The following is a 19,359-nucleotide window of genomic DNA, read 5'->3' on the forward strand; positions in this document are numbered from 1 at the left end:
ATTTCTTTACCTCATCACTTCATATAATTTTGGCATCGTCTCTTTTACAATACCTTCAAATTGTTTTACTTCTTCCATTGTGTTTTCTGGTGCCAAACTAATACGAATAGCGCTTGCAGCTGCTGCATGCGGCACTCCCATTGACACTAACACTCTGCTCACTTCATTTGCTTTTGAAGAACAAGCAGATTTCGTTGACACATATACACCGTGTTCTTCTAAAGCATGAACGACTACTTCTGGTTTTAAACCAACAAATGATACATTTAAAATGTGCGGTGCTGCATAGGCAAGCGACGTGTTAATCGTTACATCTTCCATCTCTTTAAAGAAACGAACAAGCTCTGCTTGTAAACTTTGCAAATGAGCTACCTTTTCTTTCACTTGTTCCATTGTCATGCGAAGTGCTTTCACCATCGCTACAATGCCAGGTAAATTCTCTGTACCAGAGCGATACTTAAGCTCTTGTTGACCACCTGATAAAATTGGATCTAATCTTACGCCATCGCGTACATAGAGAAGACCCGTTCCTTTTACACTGTGGAATTTATGTCCAGATATTGAGCAAAGATCAATATGAGAAGCATATAAATCAAGCGGTACTTTTCCTATCCCTTGCACATGATCTACATGGAATCTTATTTTCGGATGATTCGATAATAACGTTCCAATTTCAGCAACGGGCTGAATTGCTCCAGTTTCGTTGTTCACATGAATAATTGACACAAGAATCGTATCTTCACGAAGTGCTCGTTTCACATCTTCTACCGATACAACCCCATGCTCGTTAACCGGTAAATATGTTACATCAAACCCGAGTTCTTCTAATTGCTTATATGCCTCAAACACAGACGCGTGTTCAATATTTGTTGTAATGATATGTTTGCCGCGCGAACGATTCCTCATCGCTATCCCTTTAATCGCAAGGTTATTCCCTTCCGTTCCACCTGATGTGAAAATAATTTCAGAAGGTTTAACACGAAGAAGCTGCGCTGCAATCGTTCTTGATTGTGTTAATAGACGCTCTGCCTCTCCTCCAAGCGAATGAATAGAAGAAGGATTACCAAAATATTTCCCAGCAACCGTCACGTATGATTGAAGAGCTTCTGGATATGGCTTCGTCGTCGCACTATTATCAAAATAGATCATCGTTCTTCCCCTTTCAGCGCTATCACATCGTATAATCATATCATAAATACGTGTCATTACGCTAAGACTACGCAAAGGTTCCGTTTTATCTCGATTGGTGAAGACTAATAATTGGCGAGGATGCCCTCCTATTACAGTTTCACTTTATCCCGCGTTAACGGGCAATAAGACTCTCACCTCAAAATCCAGTTAGAGCAAAGAAGTTAGATGGGAGATTAACTGCCCGTAAATGCCCGATTGGTGAAGGCTAGTAATCAGTGGGGATGAATCCTCCCACCGATTACAGTTTCACTTTATTTTGAAACGAATAACCTTGCTGTATTCCGCTATTCATTATAGCAACATCGCCTGCAAAATTACATAAAAAAACAAACCCTTTTATGAAAGGGTTTGTTCATTGTCTACATATTCAGCTATTTTTTGAACAACGCCAGGTTCAAGTTGCTCTAATACTGAAGCCGCTTGTTCTAAAGCTGCATCGTATTGGTATTCACGGAATAATTTCTCAGCATAATTTAAACTTTCTGCTAGGTTTTCATCATGACTGCGGTAACGGTTACCGTACTGAATTAATTTTTCCACTAAATATGCTTGTCCAATTAACTCTTCTGTCATTTCAGCTACATCGTTCACAGTTGTATATGCTTCTTCTAAACTGCTATTTACAGCGTTCATATTTAACGGCTTCACTTCTAATTGTTCATATACAGCTTGCATTGCCATTTGCCCTCTTTTTAAATCTTCCATAATACTCTCTGGAAGACCTGGCAAATTCGACTTTTGCATAAAGCGTTTCGTTTCGAAAATAGTATTTCGCATTTCTTGTAACTTCTCACGCGCTTCAAATTCTTCTTTACGCATCGCTTGCAGCATTTCTTTATATTCTGCATGAAGTACTTTTAACGTTTCACATTGCTCATAAACCTCTTCTAGTTCCTCACGAATAATAGAGAAGGCAATATCTTGTTCAGCAACGCGTAATTGCAACATTTCAAAACGTTTCGTTAAAATGTGCATTTGCTTTTCAATTACTTTTTGAGACTCAATATCCTTATCTTGCAATTGATAGCTTTGTTTCACAAGTTGTGTTTCTGTTTTCGTTTCAATCGTTTCGATGCGCATTTCTTCTAAGTCATCATAAACAGAAAGTGTTTTTTGCTCCACATAATGTCTCGCATGTACTTCTTGTTCCAGCTGATCGTAGAACCCATCTAAACGTGTTTTTAAGTTTTCTACTTTTTCAGCCGCTTCTGTTATATGAAGCTCCTGTATATCCATTAAACATGTTTGTAGTTGTTTCGTCATATCGCGAACTTCTTTAGGGACTTCCAAATAATCTAATACATAACCTTGTCTTACCATATCATTATGTCCGTGTAATAAATCTTCCAGTTGAACTGGTAACGTCGCTTGACACTCTACCAATAAATCTGGAATTTGGTGAATAATGATTTCTAAATCTGCTAAACCTTCTTCCAAACTAATAACAATTTCTCTCGCTTTTAAATAGTCGCCATTGTTTGTTGCTTCTTCAAAGGTTTTAAATTTCTCAGATTCAGCGTCTAACATCTCTTCGATTTTCTGCTCTGCTGCTCCATACATATGTCTATGAGCAAGAACACTCTTTTTCATACTACGATATGTATCACGTAACCCTTCAATTTCCGAGCTATTTTTCTCATGGCTTTCTAACAATTGCTGTAATTCATTTAAAATGTCCGTAATACGATTATCAGCGTCATCTAAACCACTTATGGATTCGTTCATCGCATGCTTTGCTTTTCGGAAGGAGAATTGCGAGGCGAATTTTCGCGCTTGCGCTAAATCTTTGTCAGCTTTCGGAAGGGTTGTTGATACAATTTCATCCCATTCTTCACGCCATTTACCAAACAGTTCTTCTGTTTGACCCGTCATGTTTAAATCTTTTACCCGTTTTAGTTCATCTGCCACAGGTTTATCTTTTATCTCTTGTTTCCACTGCTCCAGTGCTTCAATATCTTTATATGAACGATTTCTTATCACAAGCTCTATCATGAGCAGCACTAGAATAGAGCTTACTACAATGATAACGATCGTCAGGATAGAATCCATGCAAAAAAGCCTCCTAGTTATATCTCTTTTTTTGTCCGTTCCGTTTATGAAATGGAAGGCATTATGTATAAAAAGGGAATTCCCCTATATTTAACAACTAACAATGTACTAATCATACCATGTAATGGTTTGTTTTTGACCTAGTTTTTTTTAAAATTTCATGTTTCTTTCAATGTGATTGTAATCTTTCTCAATATTCCGCCTACCTCACTACCTATCCTCAAATGATTGTAATAACAAACAATCTTTCGTATGGGATACGAAATAAATTTTCCGCATGAGTGGTGGTTCAACAGAAATTACATGTACATTTCCTTGCCTTACAGACTGCTCTACTGCCCTTTCTGGAAGTAACGTGATACCAAGGCCAGCTTTTACCATTGCAAGCATCGGTTCTGCGTAAGATGTTTCCACAGCTATAGTTGGTTTTACACCTATTTCATGAAACATGTTCATAATCATTTTCCTTACATCACATATTTCTGGATATACAATTAATTTTTCATTGTGCAGCTCTTCTATTTGAATGACTATCTTCTCTTTGTACGGATGATTAGTTGAAACGGCACAAACAATTTTCTCTTGTTGTACTTCTTTTATATACGTAGCCCCTTCTACTATTGAATCGATGAACATCGCGTCAATCTCCCGCGCTTTAAATAAATCTCTTAATACTTCCGTATGCCCGATTTGCCATTCCAATTCGAACTCATCACCTAATATATCTTTACATTCTGATATGTAATGCTCTGCTAAACTCGGTAGTATACCAATTGAAAATTTCTGGTTCTCTTGATATCCCCTCATTTCTGTTTTCACTTCATTTATTTGCTCCAAAATCGGTAGCATTCTTTTTATAAATAACTCTCCCGCCTCCGTTAACTCTACTCCTTGCGCAGAACGCTTAAGTAAAGTAACCTCTAAATCCGCTTCTAACTTTTGAATTTGTTTACTAAGCGCTGGTTGAGATATATGTAAAATCTTACTTGCCTTTGATAAACTTCGCGTATGCTTCACTTCAATAAACGATCGTACTGCCTCCAAATCCATCGTACACACCTCTAACAAAAAGTTATAACCGTTATAAGAAATCGCTATTTCCTCCTATAAACAATTACTCTTTATACTTATTTCATCAACTTACTATAACGAAATGTAAAGGGGAAAGATACTCTTGAACAAAAAACAAATGCTACTCGGATCCTTTCTATGCTTACTCGCCGTCACTGCCTGGGGATTTATGTTTCCTGTAATGGAAAATGCTCTGCAATTTATCGATCCGTTCTTCTTCACAACGATTCGCTATGGATCAGCAGCTATTATTTTTCTTATTTTGCTATTAATTACTGAAGGAAAGACTTCGCTCAGTTTAGAAAAAAGAACACTTTCTCTATTCTTTTACGGGACAGTCGGTTTCGCGGGGTATGGTTTTCTCGTTTTCTACGGACAACAACTTGCTGGACCTTCCGGAGCAATCCATGCAGCTATGATTCAATCCCTTATGCCACTGATTGCCTTATCACTGCAATGGATAACGAAAAATTGCCGCCCACAAAACTATACATTCCTTTGTATGTTCGTTGCATTACTTGGTGTTATGCTTGTCATTTCAAAAGGAAATATTCACTTATTATTTGGAGCTGCAAGCCACTTATCAACAAACATATTGATGCTATGCGGCGTTACTTGCTGGGTCATTTATACAAACGGGGGTGCTCGTTTTCAATCTTGGTCACCACTTAGGTACACGACATTAACTTGTTTATTTGGCTCCATTTCACTCATCGTTATTGTTACTTTCTTAACGTACACAAATATAGTTACTATGCCGTCACTGCATACAGTTGTGAGCGTTCGTTTTGAGCTCTTTTATATGTCGATTATCGCAGGCGTTATCGCTGTATTTTGCTGGAATATGGGAAATCGCTATATTTCATCTATTAACGGCATATTATTTATGAATTTAGTTCCTATCCTTGCACTGATCGGTTCTATCTTTCGAGGTTATACAGTCGATAAAATTGAAATCGCTGGAGCAGCATTAACAATTATCGCGCTATTATGTAACAATTTATGGCAAAGAAAAGTAAACATAAAAATCCCCACCTCAGTTCGTTAGGTGGGGATTCTTCACATATGAACAGCTCTTGGCCATTCATGGTACATATTCGCTTTACATAATGCTTGTTCCATCCATTGCTCAATCTCTTTCGTATACATTTCTATGAAAAATGTCTCAGATGGGAAAGAATGCAGTACTTCTGATATATATTGTGGATATAAAAACGGCATATTTATCATACCTTTTAATTGCGTCATAAACATTGTAAATGATACTTTCTGAAATTCTTGTTTCATTTGTCCTTGTCTAATCATTTGTTCTATATAATATCTTTCTTTAGAAAAATAAACGGTCATCACTTCACGAATTAATGTCGTATCAAGCGAAAGCTCTCGGTAGAAGAAACGTGTTAGTTCTCTATTTTCAAATTGATATCGTAAAATCCCGCGCACCATTTGCACCATCACATCTTTAGCCGACAAATACTCTCTCTGTTCAAACGACATTTCAATCACATGAATATATCCTTCTAAAAAATCAGTAATAAGCTGTTCTAATAAACCTTGCTTCCCAGCAAAATAATATGAAATATTCGCTACATTCACATCCGCTCGCTTTGCAATGTCTCGCACCGACGTTCCATCATAACCTTTCGTATTAAACAACGATATTGCCGCATCAATTACTTTTTGTTTCGTCTGCTTCATGCGCTCACTTCCCTTCAATGAACAGCTATAGTTTAAATTTCTTGACTTTTAAGACAAATTCCTTTAATTTTCTATCGACAAAGTCATGTGAAATACATCGTATTTTGCTAATATTTTACACATCTCGATAAAAAAGGAGCTGTTTCCATGTTTACTAAAGAAAGTTATGCAGGATCTCGCGTGCAGCAATATGAGACAGTAATTAAACAACTGGATGCGTTATTAACTGGCGAATCAAACGTAGTCGCAAACTTATCAAATGCGTCCGCATTATTAAACCAATTTTTAGATCGCGTTAATTGGGTTGGCTTTTACGTAACAGAAGGAACTCAGCTTGTTCTTGGACCGTTCCAAGGAATGCCTGCTTGCGTGCGCATTCCATTTGGACGAGGCGTTTGCGGCGTAGCAGCTGAAACGAAAACAACACAGCTTGTAGCAGACGTTCACCAATTCCCAGGTCACATCGCTTGCGATAGTGCTTCTAATTCAGAAATCGTTGTACCGATTGTGAAAGAAGGAGTTGTCATTGGTGTACTTGACATTGATAGTCCTGAAAAGAATCGTTTTGATGAAGTAGATCAGCGCTATTTAGAAAAGTTTGTGGAAACACTCCTAAAACATATGTAAAAAGAAAAGAGCGAGTTATCGATTTAGTACGTCCTGTACAAAACCGATAGCTCACTCTTTTTTATTGATTAACAGTAGATATTTTCTTTAATGCCTGCTCTAAATCAGAAGCGATATCCTCCCACGATTCTAAACCGACTGATAAGCGTATTAAATTATCGAAAATGCCCATTTCTTTTCTTAGTTCAGCTGGAATCGCAGCATGCGTCATCGTTGCTGGATGCTGAATTAACGTTTCTGTATCTCCTAAACTCACCGCAATTGTAATAAAGTGAAGATCATTAATAAACGCTTGCGTCTCTTCTTTTCCGCCTTTTACTGAAAAAGAAATAACACCGCCCCCTTGTTTCATTTGACGAGATGCTAACTTCCCTTCTGGATACCAAACACCTTCTACCGCATCATGTTTTCTTAAGAACGATACAATTTTTTCTGCATTATCACAATGACGATCCATTCTTACTGCTAACGTCTTTAACCCGCGTAATAATAACCACGCATCAAACGGCGCCATAATACCGCCGATATCCTTTCGCATCGGGCGAATCTTTTCAGCTAATGCTTTCGTTTTACAAATTGTTACGCCCGCTACAACGTCACCATGGCCTCCAATATATTTTGTCGCACTATGCACAACAGCGTCACAGCCAAGCTCAAGCGGTCTTTGTAAATAAGGTGAACAAAATGTATTATCAACAATAACAAGTAAGCCTTTTCGCTTCGCAACCCGAATCACTTGTTTTAAATCAATTAATTTCATTGTCGGATTAATTGGTGTTTCAACGAAAATAAGCTTTGTATTTGGGCGAATTTTATTTTCAATATCAACCTCTGTCTCCATATCACAAAACGAATGCGTAATCATAAATTTTTCTTCTAACACTTCTAAAAAACCGTACGTACACCCATATAATCCATTTGAACAAATAATATGATCTCCAGCCTTTAAAAAACCAATTAAAGTTGCTGAAATAGCTGCCATACCAGATCCGAAGGCAAGCGCCTCTTCTCCACCTTCTAACACCGCCATACGTTCTTCAAATAATTTCACAGTTGGATTTCCAAGCCGTGAGTAAATATAAGATGGATCCACTCCCGCAAAACTCGCCTCTCCTTGCTGCGCAGTTTCAAATGTAAATGTAGAAGTTTGAAATAAAGGTGGTGTTAAACTTCCTTTATGTTCCTCAGGTATATAACCGTGGTGAATTAACGCTGTCTCCATATGCTTCTTTTTCATAAAAACATCCCCCTTATGTTTTTATTGCCGCATATTCATCCATAAAAATTTGATGAACGTTTTCCTTCATTTTATGTAAGCGTTTTATTTGTGTTTCTCTCTCTTCTTCTATATTGTTTTAAATTCCTTCTTATATTAATTTCCAAAATTTTTATGCATAAAACAAAAACGTACTCGCTTGACGAAACTCTGGGTAAAAGATATAATAGCGTTTGTGTAAAATAAAAAGGCAGCCTTGTAATGTGAGTTTATCGTTTGTATTTTGTTCCTCTACGGAGGTGTATCTCGTAACTCCCTGCTGCTGGAGCGAAGGTACATGAAAATAAAATGCCCGTAAATATCGATTACGTCTGTTTTTATTTTACGTAAATAAAAACATTTTTAAAGGAGGAGTCAACTATGGCTCGTTATACAGGTCCAGCTTGGAAACTGTCTCGTCGTCTTGGAATCTCTCTAAGCGGCACAGGAAAAGAATTAGAAAAACGCCCTTACGCACCAGGTCCTCACGGTCCTAACCAACGTAAGAAACTTTCAGAATACGGTTTACAATTACAAGAGAAACAAAAACTTCGTCACATGTACGGCATGACTGAGCGTCAATTCCGTCGCACATTTGACCAAGCAGGTAAAATGCCTGGTAAGCACGGCGAAAACTTCATGATCCTTCTTGAAGCTCGTCTTGACAACTTAGTTTACCGTATGGGCTTAGCTCGCACTCGTCGTGCAGCTCGCCAATTAGTAAACCACGGTCACATCATGGTTGATGGCGCTCGCGTAGATATCCCATCTTACCGTGTAAAACCTGGTCAAACTATCAGCGTTCGCGAAAAATCTAACAGCCTTGTTGTTGTTAAAGAAGCGATCGAAGTTAACAACTTCGTACCAGAATACTTAACTTTCGATGCTGACAAATTAGAAGCTACTTACACTCGTCACGCTGAGCGTTCTGAGTTACCAGCTGAAATCAACGAAGCATTAATCGTAGAGTTCTACTCTCGTTAATCTCGGTACTCTGAAAAGAGTATTATTAAAAGCCTTAGGAACCTTGTTTATCAAGGGGCCTGGGCTTTTTTTATTTGTCACTAATAATGCAAAATAAAGCATTAAAAAGTATACACCTGGGGCTAGTTTGGGACAAAAAATATAATGGTTGGCGTGTGTATAGAAATGGATAAGTGTAAAAAACAGATGATAAAAAGAGTTAATTGTTTTGAAAGAAAAATTCACCGAGATCCCTCTTCATGTACAAGACTTTCAAAAATTAAAAATGTTATTAGATGAATTAGTACAAGATGAAATAATGTTCATAGAAGGGGTTTCTAAGTATTCTTTAGATATTTCTTCTAAAAAAATCTAAAGAATACTTAGAAGCGAATTTTTCCCCGATCCATACTTGACAATTACTGCTATAAACATTACCCCCAGTAATCAAGGTAAAGGAAGTATTGTTCTGGAATAGTTTAAAGCATTCGCTAAAGAAAAAGGATTTGAATGATTAGTATTACAAGAAGTTATAACTGAAGAAGGTTACCACTTTGCATTAAAAAATGGTTTCTCAAAAAAGCTTAATCCATTCGAGGAAATATTTAGAAAGCTTGATAGTACTGACGGAAATTATGAACTACATTTATAAAAATAAAAAAGTGAACGAATATTTTTTCATACTCGTTCACTTTTTTATTTGGTGAATCATTTAATACCACCAGTTCTTTACTCCCCATTTCAGTTGGAATATGGATAAATTCGCTTTTAGGTATATTATTATCTCTAATAAACTCATTGCAATGTAACATTTACAGTTATCTCCTTAAATCGGTATAATTTACTTATTAAAGGAGGGAGATTTTTGAGTTTAAATATGTACTTAGGGGAAGTACAGGCTCAAACACAAAGTATGAATGCTTTCTGTACCGCTACTATTCAAGGTATGGAACAAGCTATTCAGTCAATTGATGCTTTTACAAGTGATACCGTTCTACAAGGGCAAACTTACGATAGTGCAAAAGCATTTTTCGCAGAAACCTTTCGCCCTTTAGCACAAGGAATTATTTACTTATGTGAGGAATTAATTCGTCAGAACGATGCCTTTCCAAGTCAATTTCAATCACAGGTAGCTTCAACAGATGTTATTGAACAAGAAATATTAGAACAAATTCGAGAAATTGACCGAATGATAGCAAGTACAGAAGCACTCCATCAAACTATGCCAAATCCGGGCATGAACGATATCGTAAATCTTTTTGCTGTCATGAAACAAAAACTGCAAGAGAAACTAGAACAGCTATATGAATTTAATCAAACATCTAGCGATAACTATAGTACAGCAATTCAATTAGCCGCTAACATTGCGACAGGTTTAGCCGAAGTCCAAAGTGGAAAAGGTTTTAGTCCTGCAAGTGGTACATTTAGTACACAAGGGTTGAATATGGAATGGGTGACTTCTATTCAATCGATTACAGAAGATAAGAATCGTCAGGCTGATAATTCAATTGAAGAAGGTGCAATGTGTGGCAAAATCCCACCACAATCAGAACAATCCTTTTGGGATAGAAATAAAAAGGATTTGAGCGATGCCTGGACTGGTATTTCCACTGGTGTAGTAGATGGCGTTGTAGACGCATGGGACGGATTTGTTGCTTTGGGAGATAAAGAGACCTGGTTAAACATGAAAGATGCAATCGTAAATTATAAAGAAACCCTACCTGCGGCATGGAATGCCCTGTCCGATTCATTCATGAACGAATTATGGAATGGGGATATGGAAAGTAGGGAACATTATGCAGCTTATGTAGTCACCTCGCTACTCACAGGTTTTATTGGTAGCAAAGGTCTGGATAAAGTTGGACAAGCAGGAAAAGTAGCAACTGTTACAAGTCTTACAAAAGGAAAATCGCTTCTAACACACTCCTCTGTATACACAAATGCATTATATATATTAAATAACTATGAGTTAAAAGCTGGTAATCACCTTTCATATGCGGGTATTGGTAGTACACAACAATATTTGCAGAAAGCGGCCACATATACTTATGAAGGTCCAAATGGTCCAAAAACAATTAGATTAAGAAAAGGGGAATTGGCGGGAGATAAACATCCAGTTTCAGGTGTACCGTATGACGCAAAAGGATTTCCTATTTTCGATGCCGTTACAGAAATAACATTAAAAGAAGTAGATTTAAAAAAAGATAGAACAGCACAATTTAGAATATGTAATAAGGCACTGTACGAACAAATATTAAAAGACCCTAAATTAGCTTCTAAATTTACAGAAAAAGAAATTGAAATGTTTAAAAGTGGAAAGAAACCTAAAACATATACATGGCACCACCACCAGGATACAGGAAGAATGCAACTTGTAGATGCGAAATTACATAAGCAGACTGGTCACACAGGTGGGTATAAAATTTGGGGAAAAGATAGTGATAAATAAGGGGGAATATATATGAATCATATTTCTTGGTCTGAAGTAAGTGAAACGAAAGTTACAGATAAAGAGATTGAACAAGTAGAAAAATATTTTGGTATTAAATTTCCTGAAGATTTCATTGCATGTGTAAAGAAATACGATGGAGGTTATCCTGATCCTAATAGCTTTTATTTACCTGGGCAAGATGAAAATATCTTCAATGATTTGTTGACTTTTCATATAGAGGATGAATATTCAATTGTTCAAAATTACGAAGATATAAAAGAAGAATTAATAGACAACGTATACCCCTTTGCAAATGATCCATTTGGGAATTTCTTGTGTTTTGATTATCGAAACAACCCTGCATCACCAACAATCGTATTTTGGGATCATGAGGAAGAAGAGATGGAAGAAGCAATTTACCCTGTTTGTTCATCTTTTACAGAATTGCTAGATAGCTTACGCGATTTTGAAGACGACGAATAAAATAAAAAAAGAAGAACGCCTTGTAGTGAGAATAAACGTTCTTCTTTTTATTGATTTATGTAATTATTCATCAAAAACGTAATATTTAAGCGCGAGGATTGATATTAATGGCAGTAGGATTTAAAGTAGGTATATTTTTCTATGAAACAGGACACCCTGATTTTTTACATAGCTTTTTTTCAACCATGTCCTATCATACAGAGTCTGAAGGTTGGGGCACTAAGTACCCACTATTAATGAAGAATTTATATTTCGACAAGTTACGTTGGGAGGACACAGAAGAAGCACTTCAAAATGTAGAAGAGATAAGAAAAATTTTAAGTGAATTACCTCCTACAGAAGTCATCTGGGATATTGAGCACATGGAAAAACAGCCACCTTGGGGAAATAAAATTCCTAATAAAACAACTAGTTTAGCCAATTATCACGCTACTCCAACAAGTACAACTTTTTTAGATTTACTAAGCAACGCTTTAAACACTGCAAAAAGAAACAAAATTGATATAACAATTTCAAATCTAGGAAAATAAATCCTGCTAGATATCTTATGGTTTCATTTGAGTTTTCATCACTTTACGCTTCGAGGCTGAATAAAAACATTTAAGTCACACTCATATGAGTTGTGGCTTTTATTATGTAATAATTTATAGATTTTCGTAGACATTTCACCCCCTTTATTTTTAAAAATGTTGTCTAACGATAGAAATGCCCCTACGCTACCTATCCTCCCCAGAGGACAAATTTCATTAAAAGTAATACATGAATAACAAAAAAGATATCTCCAAAGGGTCATTTTAACGACCTTCTGGGATACCCTCTTTTTTCGTATATATAAAATAAAGTTATTTATTTTCCTCTTTTTGAACATATACATAAGCATCTTTCTGCTCTTTATGTATATCAACCTTCGAATTCTCTGCAAGTTGACCCGCGTTTAGCAAAGAAAAAATAATGAGCGCTTCTAGTGACATTTCGTTTTACCACTCCTTTCTAATTGTTATACGTTTATCATACCGCTTACATGTGATTTCCGTATGAACTCGAAAAGGAGATTACAACAAAAAGGTTACAGGCATACGAATGCACGCTATAATAACCATAAAATAGGAGGTGGATTCTTTTTGACAATAAACCAAATGGTTCAACTCGGAAGTTCATTTATGTTGTTTATTACTTCAGCACTTATAAGTTGGTATCAGGGGAGTAATCTAATAGATTATCCTGATGAATGGAAATATAGCGCTAAGTTTACGAATTACTTTAAAGGTACCGTTTCAAATTACCAAGATATTTATCAAATCGATTTCTTTATATATGCGGCAAAATTTTATCCAACAGCATTTGTTGTTATGCTCATTAGCTTACTTTATATGCTCATATTAATTCTTCATATTCTATTTACAAGAAAAGATCAGGCAATCTAAACTCATACATAAAAACCCCGAATCATAGACTTTTCAGCCTACAATTCGGGGTACTATTTGTTTTATATTCGTTTCTGATTAGTAACGAATTAAGAAATATTTCTTCTTACCGCGGCGAATGATTGTGAATTTACCTTCGATGCGGTCGTTTTCTGTTACAACGTAGTCTAATGCTTGTGTACGCTCACCGTTTACGTAGATTGCGCCGTTCGTTACATCTTCACGTGCTTGACGTTTTGATGGAGAGATTTTGCTTTCTACAAGTAAGTCGATTAATACTGTATCTTCTGCAGTACGTTCTACAGATGGTACGTCTTTGAATCCTTGTTCGATTTCGCTTGCAGTTAGTTCTGCTACAGAACCGCTGAATAATGCAGCTGAAATTTTAATCGCTTGCTCTAATGCTTCTTCGCCGTGAACAAGTTTTGTCATTTCTGCACCTAATGCTTTTTGTGCTGCACGTTTTTCTGGCGCTTCAGCTACTTGCTTTTCAAGCTCAAGAATTTCTTCATGAGATAAGAATGTGAAGTATTTTAAGTATTTAACAACGTCGCGGTCATCTGTGTTAATCCAGAATTGGTAGAACTCGTAAGGAGTTGTTTTCTCTGGGTCTAACCAGATTGCGCCGCCTTCTGTTTTACCAAACTTCGTACCGTCAGATTTAGTAACTAGTGGAATTGTTAAACCGAATGCTTTCGCATCTTCTTCTGATTTACGGATTAATTCAAGACCAGCTGTAATGTTACCCCATTGGTCACTACCACCGATTTGCAGACGGCAATTATGTTGTTGGTATAAGTTTAAGAAGTCGTATGATTGTAAAATCATGTAACTAAACTCAGTGAATGAAATACCAGTTTCTAAACGAGATGCTACTGTATCTTTTGCTAACATATAGTTTAAACCGAAGTTTTTACCGATATCGCGTAAGAATGAAATGACATCTAAGCTACCAAGCCAGTCGTAGTTGTTAGCCATCGTTGCTGGATTGTCCACGTTTTCAAACTCTAAGAAGTTTGAAAGTTGGTTTTTGATGCTTTCTGTATAGTAAGCAACTGTATCTTTCGTATTTAATGTACGCTCTGCTTTTTTACCACTTGGGTCACCGATCATACCAGTACCACCGCCAACAAGTGCGATTGGTTGATGACCAGCTAATTGGAAACGACGTAACATTAATACTGGTAACATATGACCGATGTGTAAGCTATCCGCTGTCGGGTCGAAACCACAGTATAATTTAACGCTTTCTTTTTCTAATAATTGCTCAAGGCCCTCAGCATCTGTTTGCTGATTAATTAGACCGCGAAATTCAAGATCTTGTAAAATACCCATATCCTACATACTCTCCTTTAAGTTCATTACTGGCGTGAAAGTTGAAAACATAAAAAAATCGCCCCTTCAAATAAGGGACGATTTTGATTATCGCGTTACCACCCTAGTTGCAGGCAAAAAAAAGCCTACCACCTTATTTACATAACGGCTTAGCACCGTCTTTTCCCTTTTGAATACAATTCAATCGAAAAAAGATGCTCTAGGGGCGTAATTCGCGATCATCTATGTGCTGATTTTCACCGGCCATCAGCTCTCTAAAACAGGGAAATGATCACTACTTCTCCCTTTCCACGCTCAATTATTCATATACTTTTCTTTATACCATCATTTATATAGGCGTGTCAAATAGAGGTCAGGTTTCCCTTCTTGTCAATCCTTTACAACACCATAAAGAGTATCGTAATAAGAGAAAGAATTGGAACCCCAACTAATAATGATACATGAAACACAATCGATAAATCATTCCCAATGGTCGCCTCCACAGGATCTTTCGCTGGGGAACCAAGAAACCCGATTAATCGATCGAATCGACTTACCGTTTTTGGAAAGTTTGGTATTTCTACATGATCACTATCTAAATGTTGCTTTAACTTATATTCACTCTTAAAGGGATTTTCGCTCAATTTCGTCCACCTCCAGCAATTGTTTCAATTTCTTTATCCCGTTATGAAGTCTCGATTTCACCGTTCCAATCGGAATGTTTAATATCTCTGCAATTTCTTTTTGCTGCATGTCATGATAATAAGAAAGGATTAGGACCGCTCTTTGCTCTTCTGGAACTTTCAAAATTGCTTCTCTTACTGTGAGCCGATCTTCGTGAGAAAATTCTTTTTCCGGAATCGGCACTAAAAATGGCAAAAGCGTACGCCACTTTTTTCTCCTATTTAATTTATTAATCATAAGACGATAACCAATTTGAAATAAATACGTTTTTATTTTACCTTTTTCAAGTTCATACATATGTTTCTTACGCTCTAGCGTCAAAAACGTATCTTGCACAAGATCGATACTTAATTGTTCATCTCGGTTAAATCGATATAAAAATGTGTATAGCGCTGGTTTGATTAAAACATATAGTCTTTCTCCTGCTTGTTTATCTCCACTTTGATACGCAAGCATGAGCTCCTCCTCAATCCCAATCTGCGCCATGATTTTTGATCTCCTTTATTCCTTTTAACGTTAATGAAATACGGGAAATTAAATATGCAATCGCAATAAAAATCCACAATTGTGATTGATTTGTAAAAAATTGCACATATGGGTTTTGAATCGTAAATCCCATTGTAACTAAAGTATTTAACGCTTGCACACATATGCATGCATACAACGCAAGGCAGATAGAAATAGTGTCAAATACATTCCAGCGAAAATACACTTTTGTTTTTGTAAAATCAATTTTATATCCATTTTTCCGTACTATATGTTTTCTATCAAATGGAATAATGATTGAAAACATAACACCCATTATAACTCCAGCTGTAAGCATTGATACTCTATATCCAATTGGTATCGGTAAGAAAAGACCACAAGAAAATACAACTATAATTCCAATTACAGCAAAAGTAAGAAGTAATTTATTAGACATATAAAAGCCTCCCTCATCTATTCTTTCATAAATGTATACAGACGAGGAAGGCACTTCGTTCAAATATTATTTTAGTTTTTTTATAATCTTTGCAGGATTCCCGCCAACTACTACATTATTAGGCACATCTTTCGTTACGACAGCACCAGATGCGATCACCGCATTGTCTCCAATTGTTACACCTGGATTAATAATTGCTCTTCCGCCAATCCATACGTTATCGCCAATTGTAACTGGTTTTCCGTATTCTGATCCGCTTATACGCTCTACCGGATCAAGTGGGTGCGTTGCTGTATAAATGTGAACACCTGGAGCTAACATACAGTTCACTCCGATTGTTACCGGGCATACGTCTAAAATCGTACAGTCAAAGTTCGCGTAAAAATTTTCACCGACATGAATGTTATAGCCGTAATCACATCTAAAAGAAGATTCAAGATGAATATTATCTCCTGTCGTTCCGAATAATTCTTTTACGATTTCGCTACGCTCTTTCAATTGCTCTTCTGGCGTATCATTTAATTTTCTCGTTAATATACGTGCTTGCTCTCTTTCTTGTACTAAAACTGGATCAGCCGGTATGTACATTTCTCCTAGTATCATCTTTTCCTTTTCTGTTTTCATCATACTATCCCCTTTAACTTATATATATAAGTTCATGATATCATAAAAAAGAAAGGCCTGAACATTTTTCGTTCAGACCTTTCTCTCTTAATCTTCCATCGTTGATAAGTCACCTGTTGGTAAGTTTAACTCCCACGCTTTTAATACGCGACGCATAATTTTACCACTTCTCGTTTTCGGTAATTTATCTCTAAATTCAATTTGTCTCGGCGCTGCATGAGCTGCTAGGCCTTTCTTTACAAATTGACGAATTTCTTCTTTTAATTCATCAGATGGTTCGTATCCTGCTCGAAGTGCGATAAATGCTTTAATAATTTCGCCGCGCACCGGATCAGGAATACCAATTACACCGGCTTCTGCAACAGCAGCATGCTCGATTAATTTACTTTCTACTTCAAACGGACCAACGCGCTCACCTGACGTCATAATTACATCGTCAATACGTCCTTGGAACCAGAAGTATCCATCTTCATCCATATAGGCAGAGTCGCCTGATACGTACCAATCTCCCGGCATGAAATAAGATTCATATTTTTGCTGGTTATTCCAGATCCCGCGCATCATAGATGGCCAACCTTTCGCAATTGCTAAGTTACCCATTGTGTAAGGAGGCACTTCATTTCCTTCATTATCAACAATCGCTGCTTTCACACCTGGAATTGGTTTACCCATTGAACCTGGACGGATTTCCATACAAGGGTAGTTACAAATAACTTGTCCACCTGTTTCTGTCATCCACCACGTATCATGAATACGAAGTCCAAATGCGTTCATACCCCAGCGAATTACTTCTGGATTTAACGGCTCACCAACGCTTAATACGTGACGAACTTGTGATAAGTCATATTTTTTAATTGCGTCTTGTCCAGCTCCCATTAACATACGGAATGCTGTTGGTGCGCTGTACCAAACCGTCACACCGTAATCTTGCAGTGCTTCATACCAAGCTTCTGGACTAAAGCGTCCACCTAAAATAACGTTTGACGCTCCAACTAACCACGGTGCGAAAATACCGTAAGCTGTTCCAGTTACCCAGCCCGGGTCAGCAGTACACCAATATACATCGTCTTCTTTTAAATCTAATACCCACTTCGCCGTTTGATAGTGCTGAACCATTGCGTTTTGCGCATGAAGCACACCTTTTGGCTTACCAGTAGAACCAGACGTGTAATGTAGAATCAAGCCGTCTTCACGGCCTAACCATTCAATATGTAATTCTTTTGAAGCTTGTTCAAATAAAGGATTGAACGCTACCGTTTTACCGCCTTCTTCTACATTATCTCCAACAAGGAAAACTGTTTTTAAAGCCGGTAAATCATTTAATGGTACGCGCTCTAACAATTCAGGCGTTGTAATTAACACCTTTGCTTCGCTATCTTCTAAGCGATCGCGAACTGCGCCTTCCATAAATGCTTCAAATAGCGGTCCAACAATTGCTCCTAATTTCACTGCACCTAAAAGTGCGAAATATAACTCTGGAGAACGTGGCATAAAAATAAAAACGCGATCGCCTTTTTCTACATCGCCATAATTCTTAAGGACGTTTCCTGCTTTATTAGAAAAATCCTTCATTTCCTTAAATGTATATTTCTCTTTTCGCGATCCATCTTGATAATAAAGAGCTACTTTATTCTTTCGATCGGATTTCGCATGCTTATCAATTGCCTCATACGCCATATTTACTCGGCCTGTTTCATTCCAAGTAAAGTTTTTATTAACCTCTTCCCAGTTAAAATTCGCGTATGCCTCATCATAATTCGGCAAATTATTTTCTCCTTTAATGACAGGAAGCGTTTCTACTTTCATACTTTACATCCCCCTCCTATGTATTCTATTATCTATTATAATGACATTATTTAAAATTTTCAGTATATTTGTTGATTTTTAGACAAATTTTTAATGACAAATTTCGATTCACATCGCATATATTATACAGTACGATATTAATAGATTCACAAACCCTCAAGGTGGTGAGCAATACATTGATTCATAAAAAAATATATAATGCTAGAAACTTAAAAACAGCGAAAGGCACTTTAATTATTGAAGGTCCTGTCTCTACACATAACTTAGAAATGTATGAGTTTCATCCAGACTTAATTGCGTTTCGTCCTGCCGAGCAACAATATAAAGCAATTGTCGAAATTTCTAAATTACCAGAAGCTCGTCTCATTATTGCTAGACATGACCAAACAATTGTTGGATATGTTACATACTTGTATCCTGATCCACTTGAACGATGGTCAGAAGGAAAAATGGAAAACTTAATTGAGCTTGGGGCAATTGAAGTAGTCCCAGCCTTCCGCGGGAGTTCTGTCGGAAAGAACTTACTAGAGGTTTCTATGATGGACGATTATATGGAAGATTACATTATATTGACGACTGAATATTATTGGCACTGGGATTTGAAACAAACAGGATTGAATGTGTGGGAATACCGAAAAGTAATGGAGAAGATGATGAATGCTGGCGGGTTACAATGGATGGCTACAGACGATCCTGAAATTTGTTCACATCCTGCCAACTGTTTAATGGTCCGCATCGGTAAACGCGTTGATACGGATTCTATTCAAGCTTTTGATCGTCTACGTTTTCACAATCGTTTTATGTATTAATAAAGGGG

General features: G+C 36.9%; 21 protein-coding genes, 1 pseudogene and 1 other annotated feature. Of the genes and pseudogenes, 9 read left to right on the forward strand and 13 right to left on the reverse strand.

The genetic code is table 11. The features are described from left to right. Positions 1 to 6: 6 nt before the first annotated feature. The 3 genes from AXW78_RS22385 to AXW78_RS22395 all read right to left on the reverse strand — a co-directional run bounded on the left by AXW78_RS22385 (position 7) and on the right by AXW78_RS22395 (position 4,290). Positions 7 to 1,149, reverse strand: coding sequence for a cysteine desulfurase family protein (locus tag AXW78_RS22385; protein ID WP_000638992.1), 1,143 nt, complete (start codon positions 1,147 to 1,149; stop codon positions 7 to 9). A 378-nt stretch (positions 1,150 to 1,527) separates the two neighbouring features. Continuing rightward, positions 1,528 to 3,240 carry a septation ring formation regulator EzrA gene (ezrA, locus tag AXW78_RS22390; RefSeq protein WP_000377300.1) on the reverse strand — a complete coding sequence of 571 codons (1,713 nt, stop codon included), beginning with the start codon at positions 3,238 to 3,240 and terminating at the stop codon, positions 1,528 to 1,530. 210 nt (positions 3,241 to 3,450) lie between these two features. Next, complete coding sequence (locus tag AXW78_RS22395) at positions 3,451 to 4,290, reverse strand: LysR family transcriptional regulator (RefSeq protein ID WP_000362521.1); 840 nt, start codon at positions 4,288 to 4,290, stop codon at positions 3,451 to 3,453. Positions 4,291 to 4,414: 124 nt separating this feature from the next. Between AXW78_RS22395 and AXW78_RS22400 the strand changes: the two genes are divergently transcribed. Continuing rightward, positions 4,415 to 5,359 carry a DMT family transporter gene (locus AXW78_RS22400; RefSeq protein ID WP_061884669.1) on the forward strand — a complete coding sequence of 315 codons (945 nt, stop codon included), beginning with the start codon at positions 4,415 to 4,417 and terminating at the stop codon, positions 5,357 to 5,359. An 11-nt stretch (positions 5,360 to 5,370) separates the two neighbouring features. Here AXW78_RS22400 and refZ read toward each other — a convergent pair whose 3' ends face one another. Further along, positions 5,371 to 6,009, reverse strand: a complete 639-nt coding sequence (refZ, locus tag AXW78_RS22405) for a forespore capture DNA-binding protein RefZ (RefSeq protein ID WP_000814921.1) — start codon at positions 6,007 to 6,009, stop codon at positions 5,371 to 5,373. A 147-nt stretch (positions 6,010 to 6,156) separates the two neighbouring features. Between refZ and AXW78_RS22410 the strand changes: the two genes are divergently transcribed. After that, positions 6,157 to 6,636, forward strand: a complete 480-nt coding sequence (locus AXW78_RS22410) for a GAF domain-containing protein (protein WP_000494343.1) — start codon at positions 6,157 to 6,159, stop codon at positions 6,634 to 6,636. 61 nt (positions 6,637 to 6,697) lie between these two features. On the opposite strand, the gene megL is transcribed toward AXW78_RS22410, so the two are convergent. Continuing rightward, positions 6,698 to 7,873, reverse strand: coding sequence for a methionine gamma-lyase (gene megL / locus AXW78_RS22415; RefSeq protein ID WP_061884670.1), 1,176 nt, complete (start codon positions 7,871 to 7,873; stop codon positions 6,698 to 6,700). A gap of 399 nt (positions 7,874 to 8,272) precedes the next feature. Between megL and rpsD the strand changes: the two genes are divergently transcribed. Together rpsD and AXW78_RS34955 are read left to right on the forward strand one after the other, a co-directional pair. After that, positions 8,273 to 8,875, forward strand: coding sequence for a 30S ribosomal protein S4 (gene rpsD / locus AXW78_RS22420; RefSeq protein WP_000135317.1), 603 nt, complete (start codon positions 8,273 to 8,275; stop codon positions 8,873 to 8,875). Between the two features lie 208 nt (positions 8,876 to 9,083). After that, positions 9,084 to 9,506: pseudogene (locus AXW78_RS34955) on the forward strand (N-acetyltransferase). Here AXW78_RS34955 and AXW78_RS33960 read toward each other — a convergent pair. After that, positions 9,460 to 9,666 carry a hypothetical protein gene (locus AXW78_RS33960; protein ID WP_000902086.1) on the reverse strand — a complete coding sequence of 69 codons (207 nt, stop codon included), beginning with the start codon at positions 9,664 to 9,666 and terminating at the stop codon, positions 9,460 to 9,462. The pseudogene AXW78_RS34955 and the gene AXW78_RS33960 overlap by 47 nt on opposite strands. A gap of 53 nt (positions 9,667 to 9,719) precedes the next feature. Between AXW78_RS33960 and AXW78_RS22430 the strand changes: the two genes are divergently transcribed. The 3 genes from AXW78_RS22430 to AXW78_RS22440 all read left to right on the forward strand — a co-directional run bounded on the left by AXW78_RS22430 (position 9,720) and on the right by AXW78_RS22440 (position 12,298). After that, positions 9,720 to 11,303 (forward strand): HNH endonuclease, encoded by a 1,584-nt coding sequence (locus tag AXW78_RS22430; protein ID WP_000056040.1) that lies wholly within the window; start codon positions 9,720 to 9,722, stop codon positions 11,301 to 11,303. A 12-nt stretch (positions 11,304 to 11,315) separates the two neighbouring features. Then, complete coding sequence (locus AXW78_RS22435; protein ID WP_001015677.1) at positions 11,316 to 11,768, forward strand: SMI1/KNR4 family protein; 453 nt, start codon at positions 11,316 to 11,318, stop codon at positions 11,766 to 11,768. A 107-nt stretch (positions 11,769 to 11,875) separates the two neighbouring features. Further along, positions 11,876 to 12,298: an immunity 70 family protein gene (locus AXW78_RS22440; RefSeq protein ID WP_061884671.1), complete on the forward strand. Its 423-nt coding sequence runs from the start codon at positions 11,876 to 11,878 to the stop codon at positions 12,296 to 12,298. Positions 12,299 to 12,610: 312 nt separating this feature from the next. On the opposite strand, the gene AXW78_RS22450 is transcribed toward AXW78_RS22440, so the two are convergent. After that, positions 12,611 to 12,739: a hypothetical protein gene (locus AXW78_RS22450; protein WP_000050940.1), complete on the reverse strand. Its 129-nt coding sequence runs from the start codon at positions 12,737 to 12,739 to the stop codon at positions 12,611 to 12,613. Between the two features lie 63 nt (positions 12,740 to 12,802). Here AXW78_RS22450 and AXW78_RS22455 point away from each other — a divergent pair, with 63 nt between their 5' ends. Beyond that, positions 12,803 to 13,192 (forward strand): YjdJ family protein, encoded by a 390-nt coding sequence (locus AXW78_RS22455; protein ID WP_081114006.1) that lies wholly within the window; start codon positions 12,803 to 12,805, stop codon positions 13,190 to 13,192. 78 nt (positions 13,193 to 13,270) lie between these two features. On the opposite strand, the gene tyrS is transcribed toward AXW78_RS22455, so the two are convergent. The 6 genes from tyrS to acsA all read right to left on the reverse strand — a co-directional run bounded on the left by tyrS (position 13,271) and on the right by acsA (position 18,542). Then, a complete protein-coding gene (gene tyrS / locus AXW78_RS22460) occupies positions 13,271 to 14,527 on the reverse strand; it encodes a tyrosine--tRNA ligase (protein ID WP_000512086.1) in 1,257 nt (418 codons plus the stop codon). 70 nt (positions 14,528 to 14,597) lie between these two features. After that, positions 14,598 to 14,827: a binding site (T-box leader), on the reverse strand. 77 nt (positions 14,828 to 14,904) lie between these two features. Next, the gene (locus AXW78_RS22465) at positions 14,905 to 15,150 is read right to left on the reverse strand and encodes a hypothetical protein (RefSeq protein WP_001293792.1); all 246 of its coding nucleotides are present in this window, start codon (positions 15,148 to 15,150) and stop codon (positions 14,905 to 14,907) included. Next, positions 15,131 to 15,676: an RNA polymerase sigma factor gene (locus AXW78_RS22470; protein ID WP_000057201.1), complete on the reverse strand. Its 546-nt coding sequence runs from the start codon at positions 15,674 to 15,676 to the stop codon at positions 15,131 to 15,133. The genes AXW78_RS22465 and AXW78_RS22470 overlap by 20 nt, the downstream gene beginning before the upstream one ends. Then, positions 15,657 to 16,112: a hypothetical protein gene (locus AXW78_RS22475; protein ID WP_000066457.1), complete on the reverse strand. Its 456-nt coding sequence runs from the start codon at positions 16,110 to 16,112 to the stop codon at positions 15,657 to 15,659. Before AXW78_RS22475 ends, AXW78_RS22470 begins: the two co-directional genes overlap by 20 nt. Before the next feature lie 66 nt (positions 16,113 to 16,178). After that, positions 16,179 to 16,739, reverse strand: a complete 561-nt coding sequence (locus AXW78_RS22480; RefSeq protein ID WP_002026426.1) for a maltose acetyltransferase domain-containing protein — start codon at positions 16,737 to 16,739, stop codon at positions 16,179 to 16,181. 84 nt (positions 16,740 to 16,823) lie between these two features. After that, complete coding sequence (gene acsA, locus AXW78_RS22485; RefSeq protein ID WP_000862049.1) at positions 16,824 to 18,542, reverse strand: acetate--CoA ligase; 1,719 nt, start codon at positions 18,540 to 18,542, stop codon at positions 16,824 to 16,826. 176 nt (positions 18,543 to 18,718) lie between these two features. Between acsA and acuA the strand changes: the two genes are divergently transcribed. Next, positions 18,719 to 19,351, forward strand: coding sequence for an acetoin utilization protein acetyltransferase AcuA (acuA, locus tag AXW78_RS22490; RefSeq protein ID WP_000581388.1), 633 nt, complete (start codon positions 18,719 to 18,721; stop codon positions 19,349 to 19,351). Positions 19,352 to 19,359 lie beyond the last annotated feature (8 nt).

The sequence above is a fragment of the Bacillus thuringiensis genome (genome assembly GCF_001595725.1).
Classification (GTDB): Bacteria; Bacillota; Bacilli; order Bacillales; family Bacillaceae_G; genus Bacillus_A; species Bacillus_A thuringiensis_K.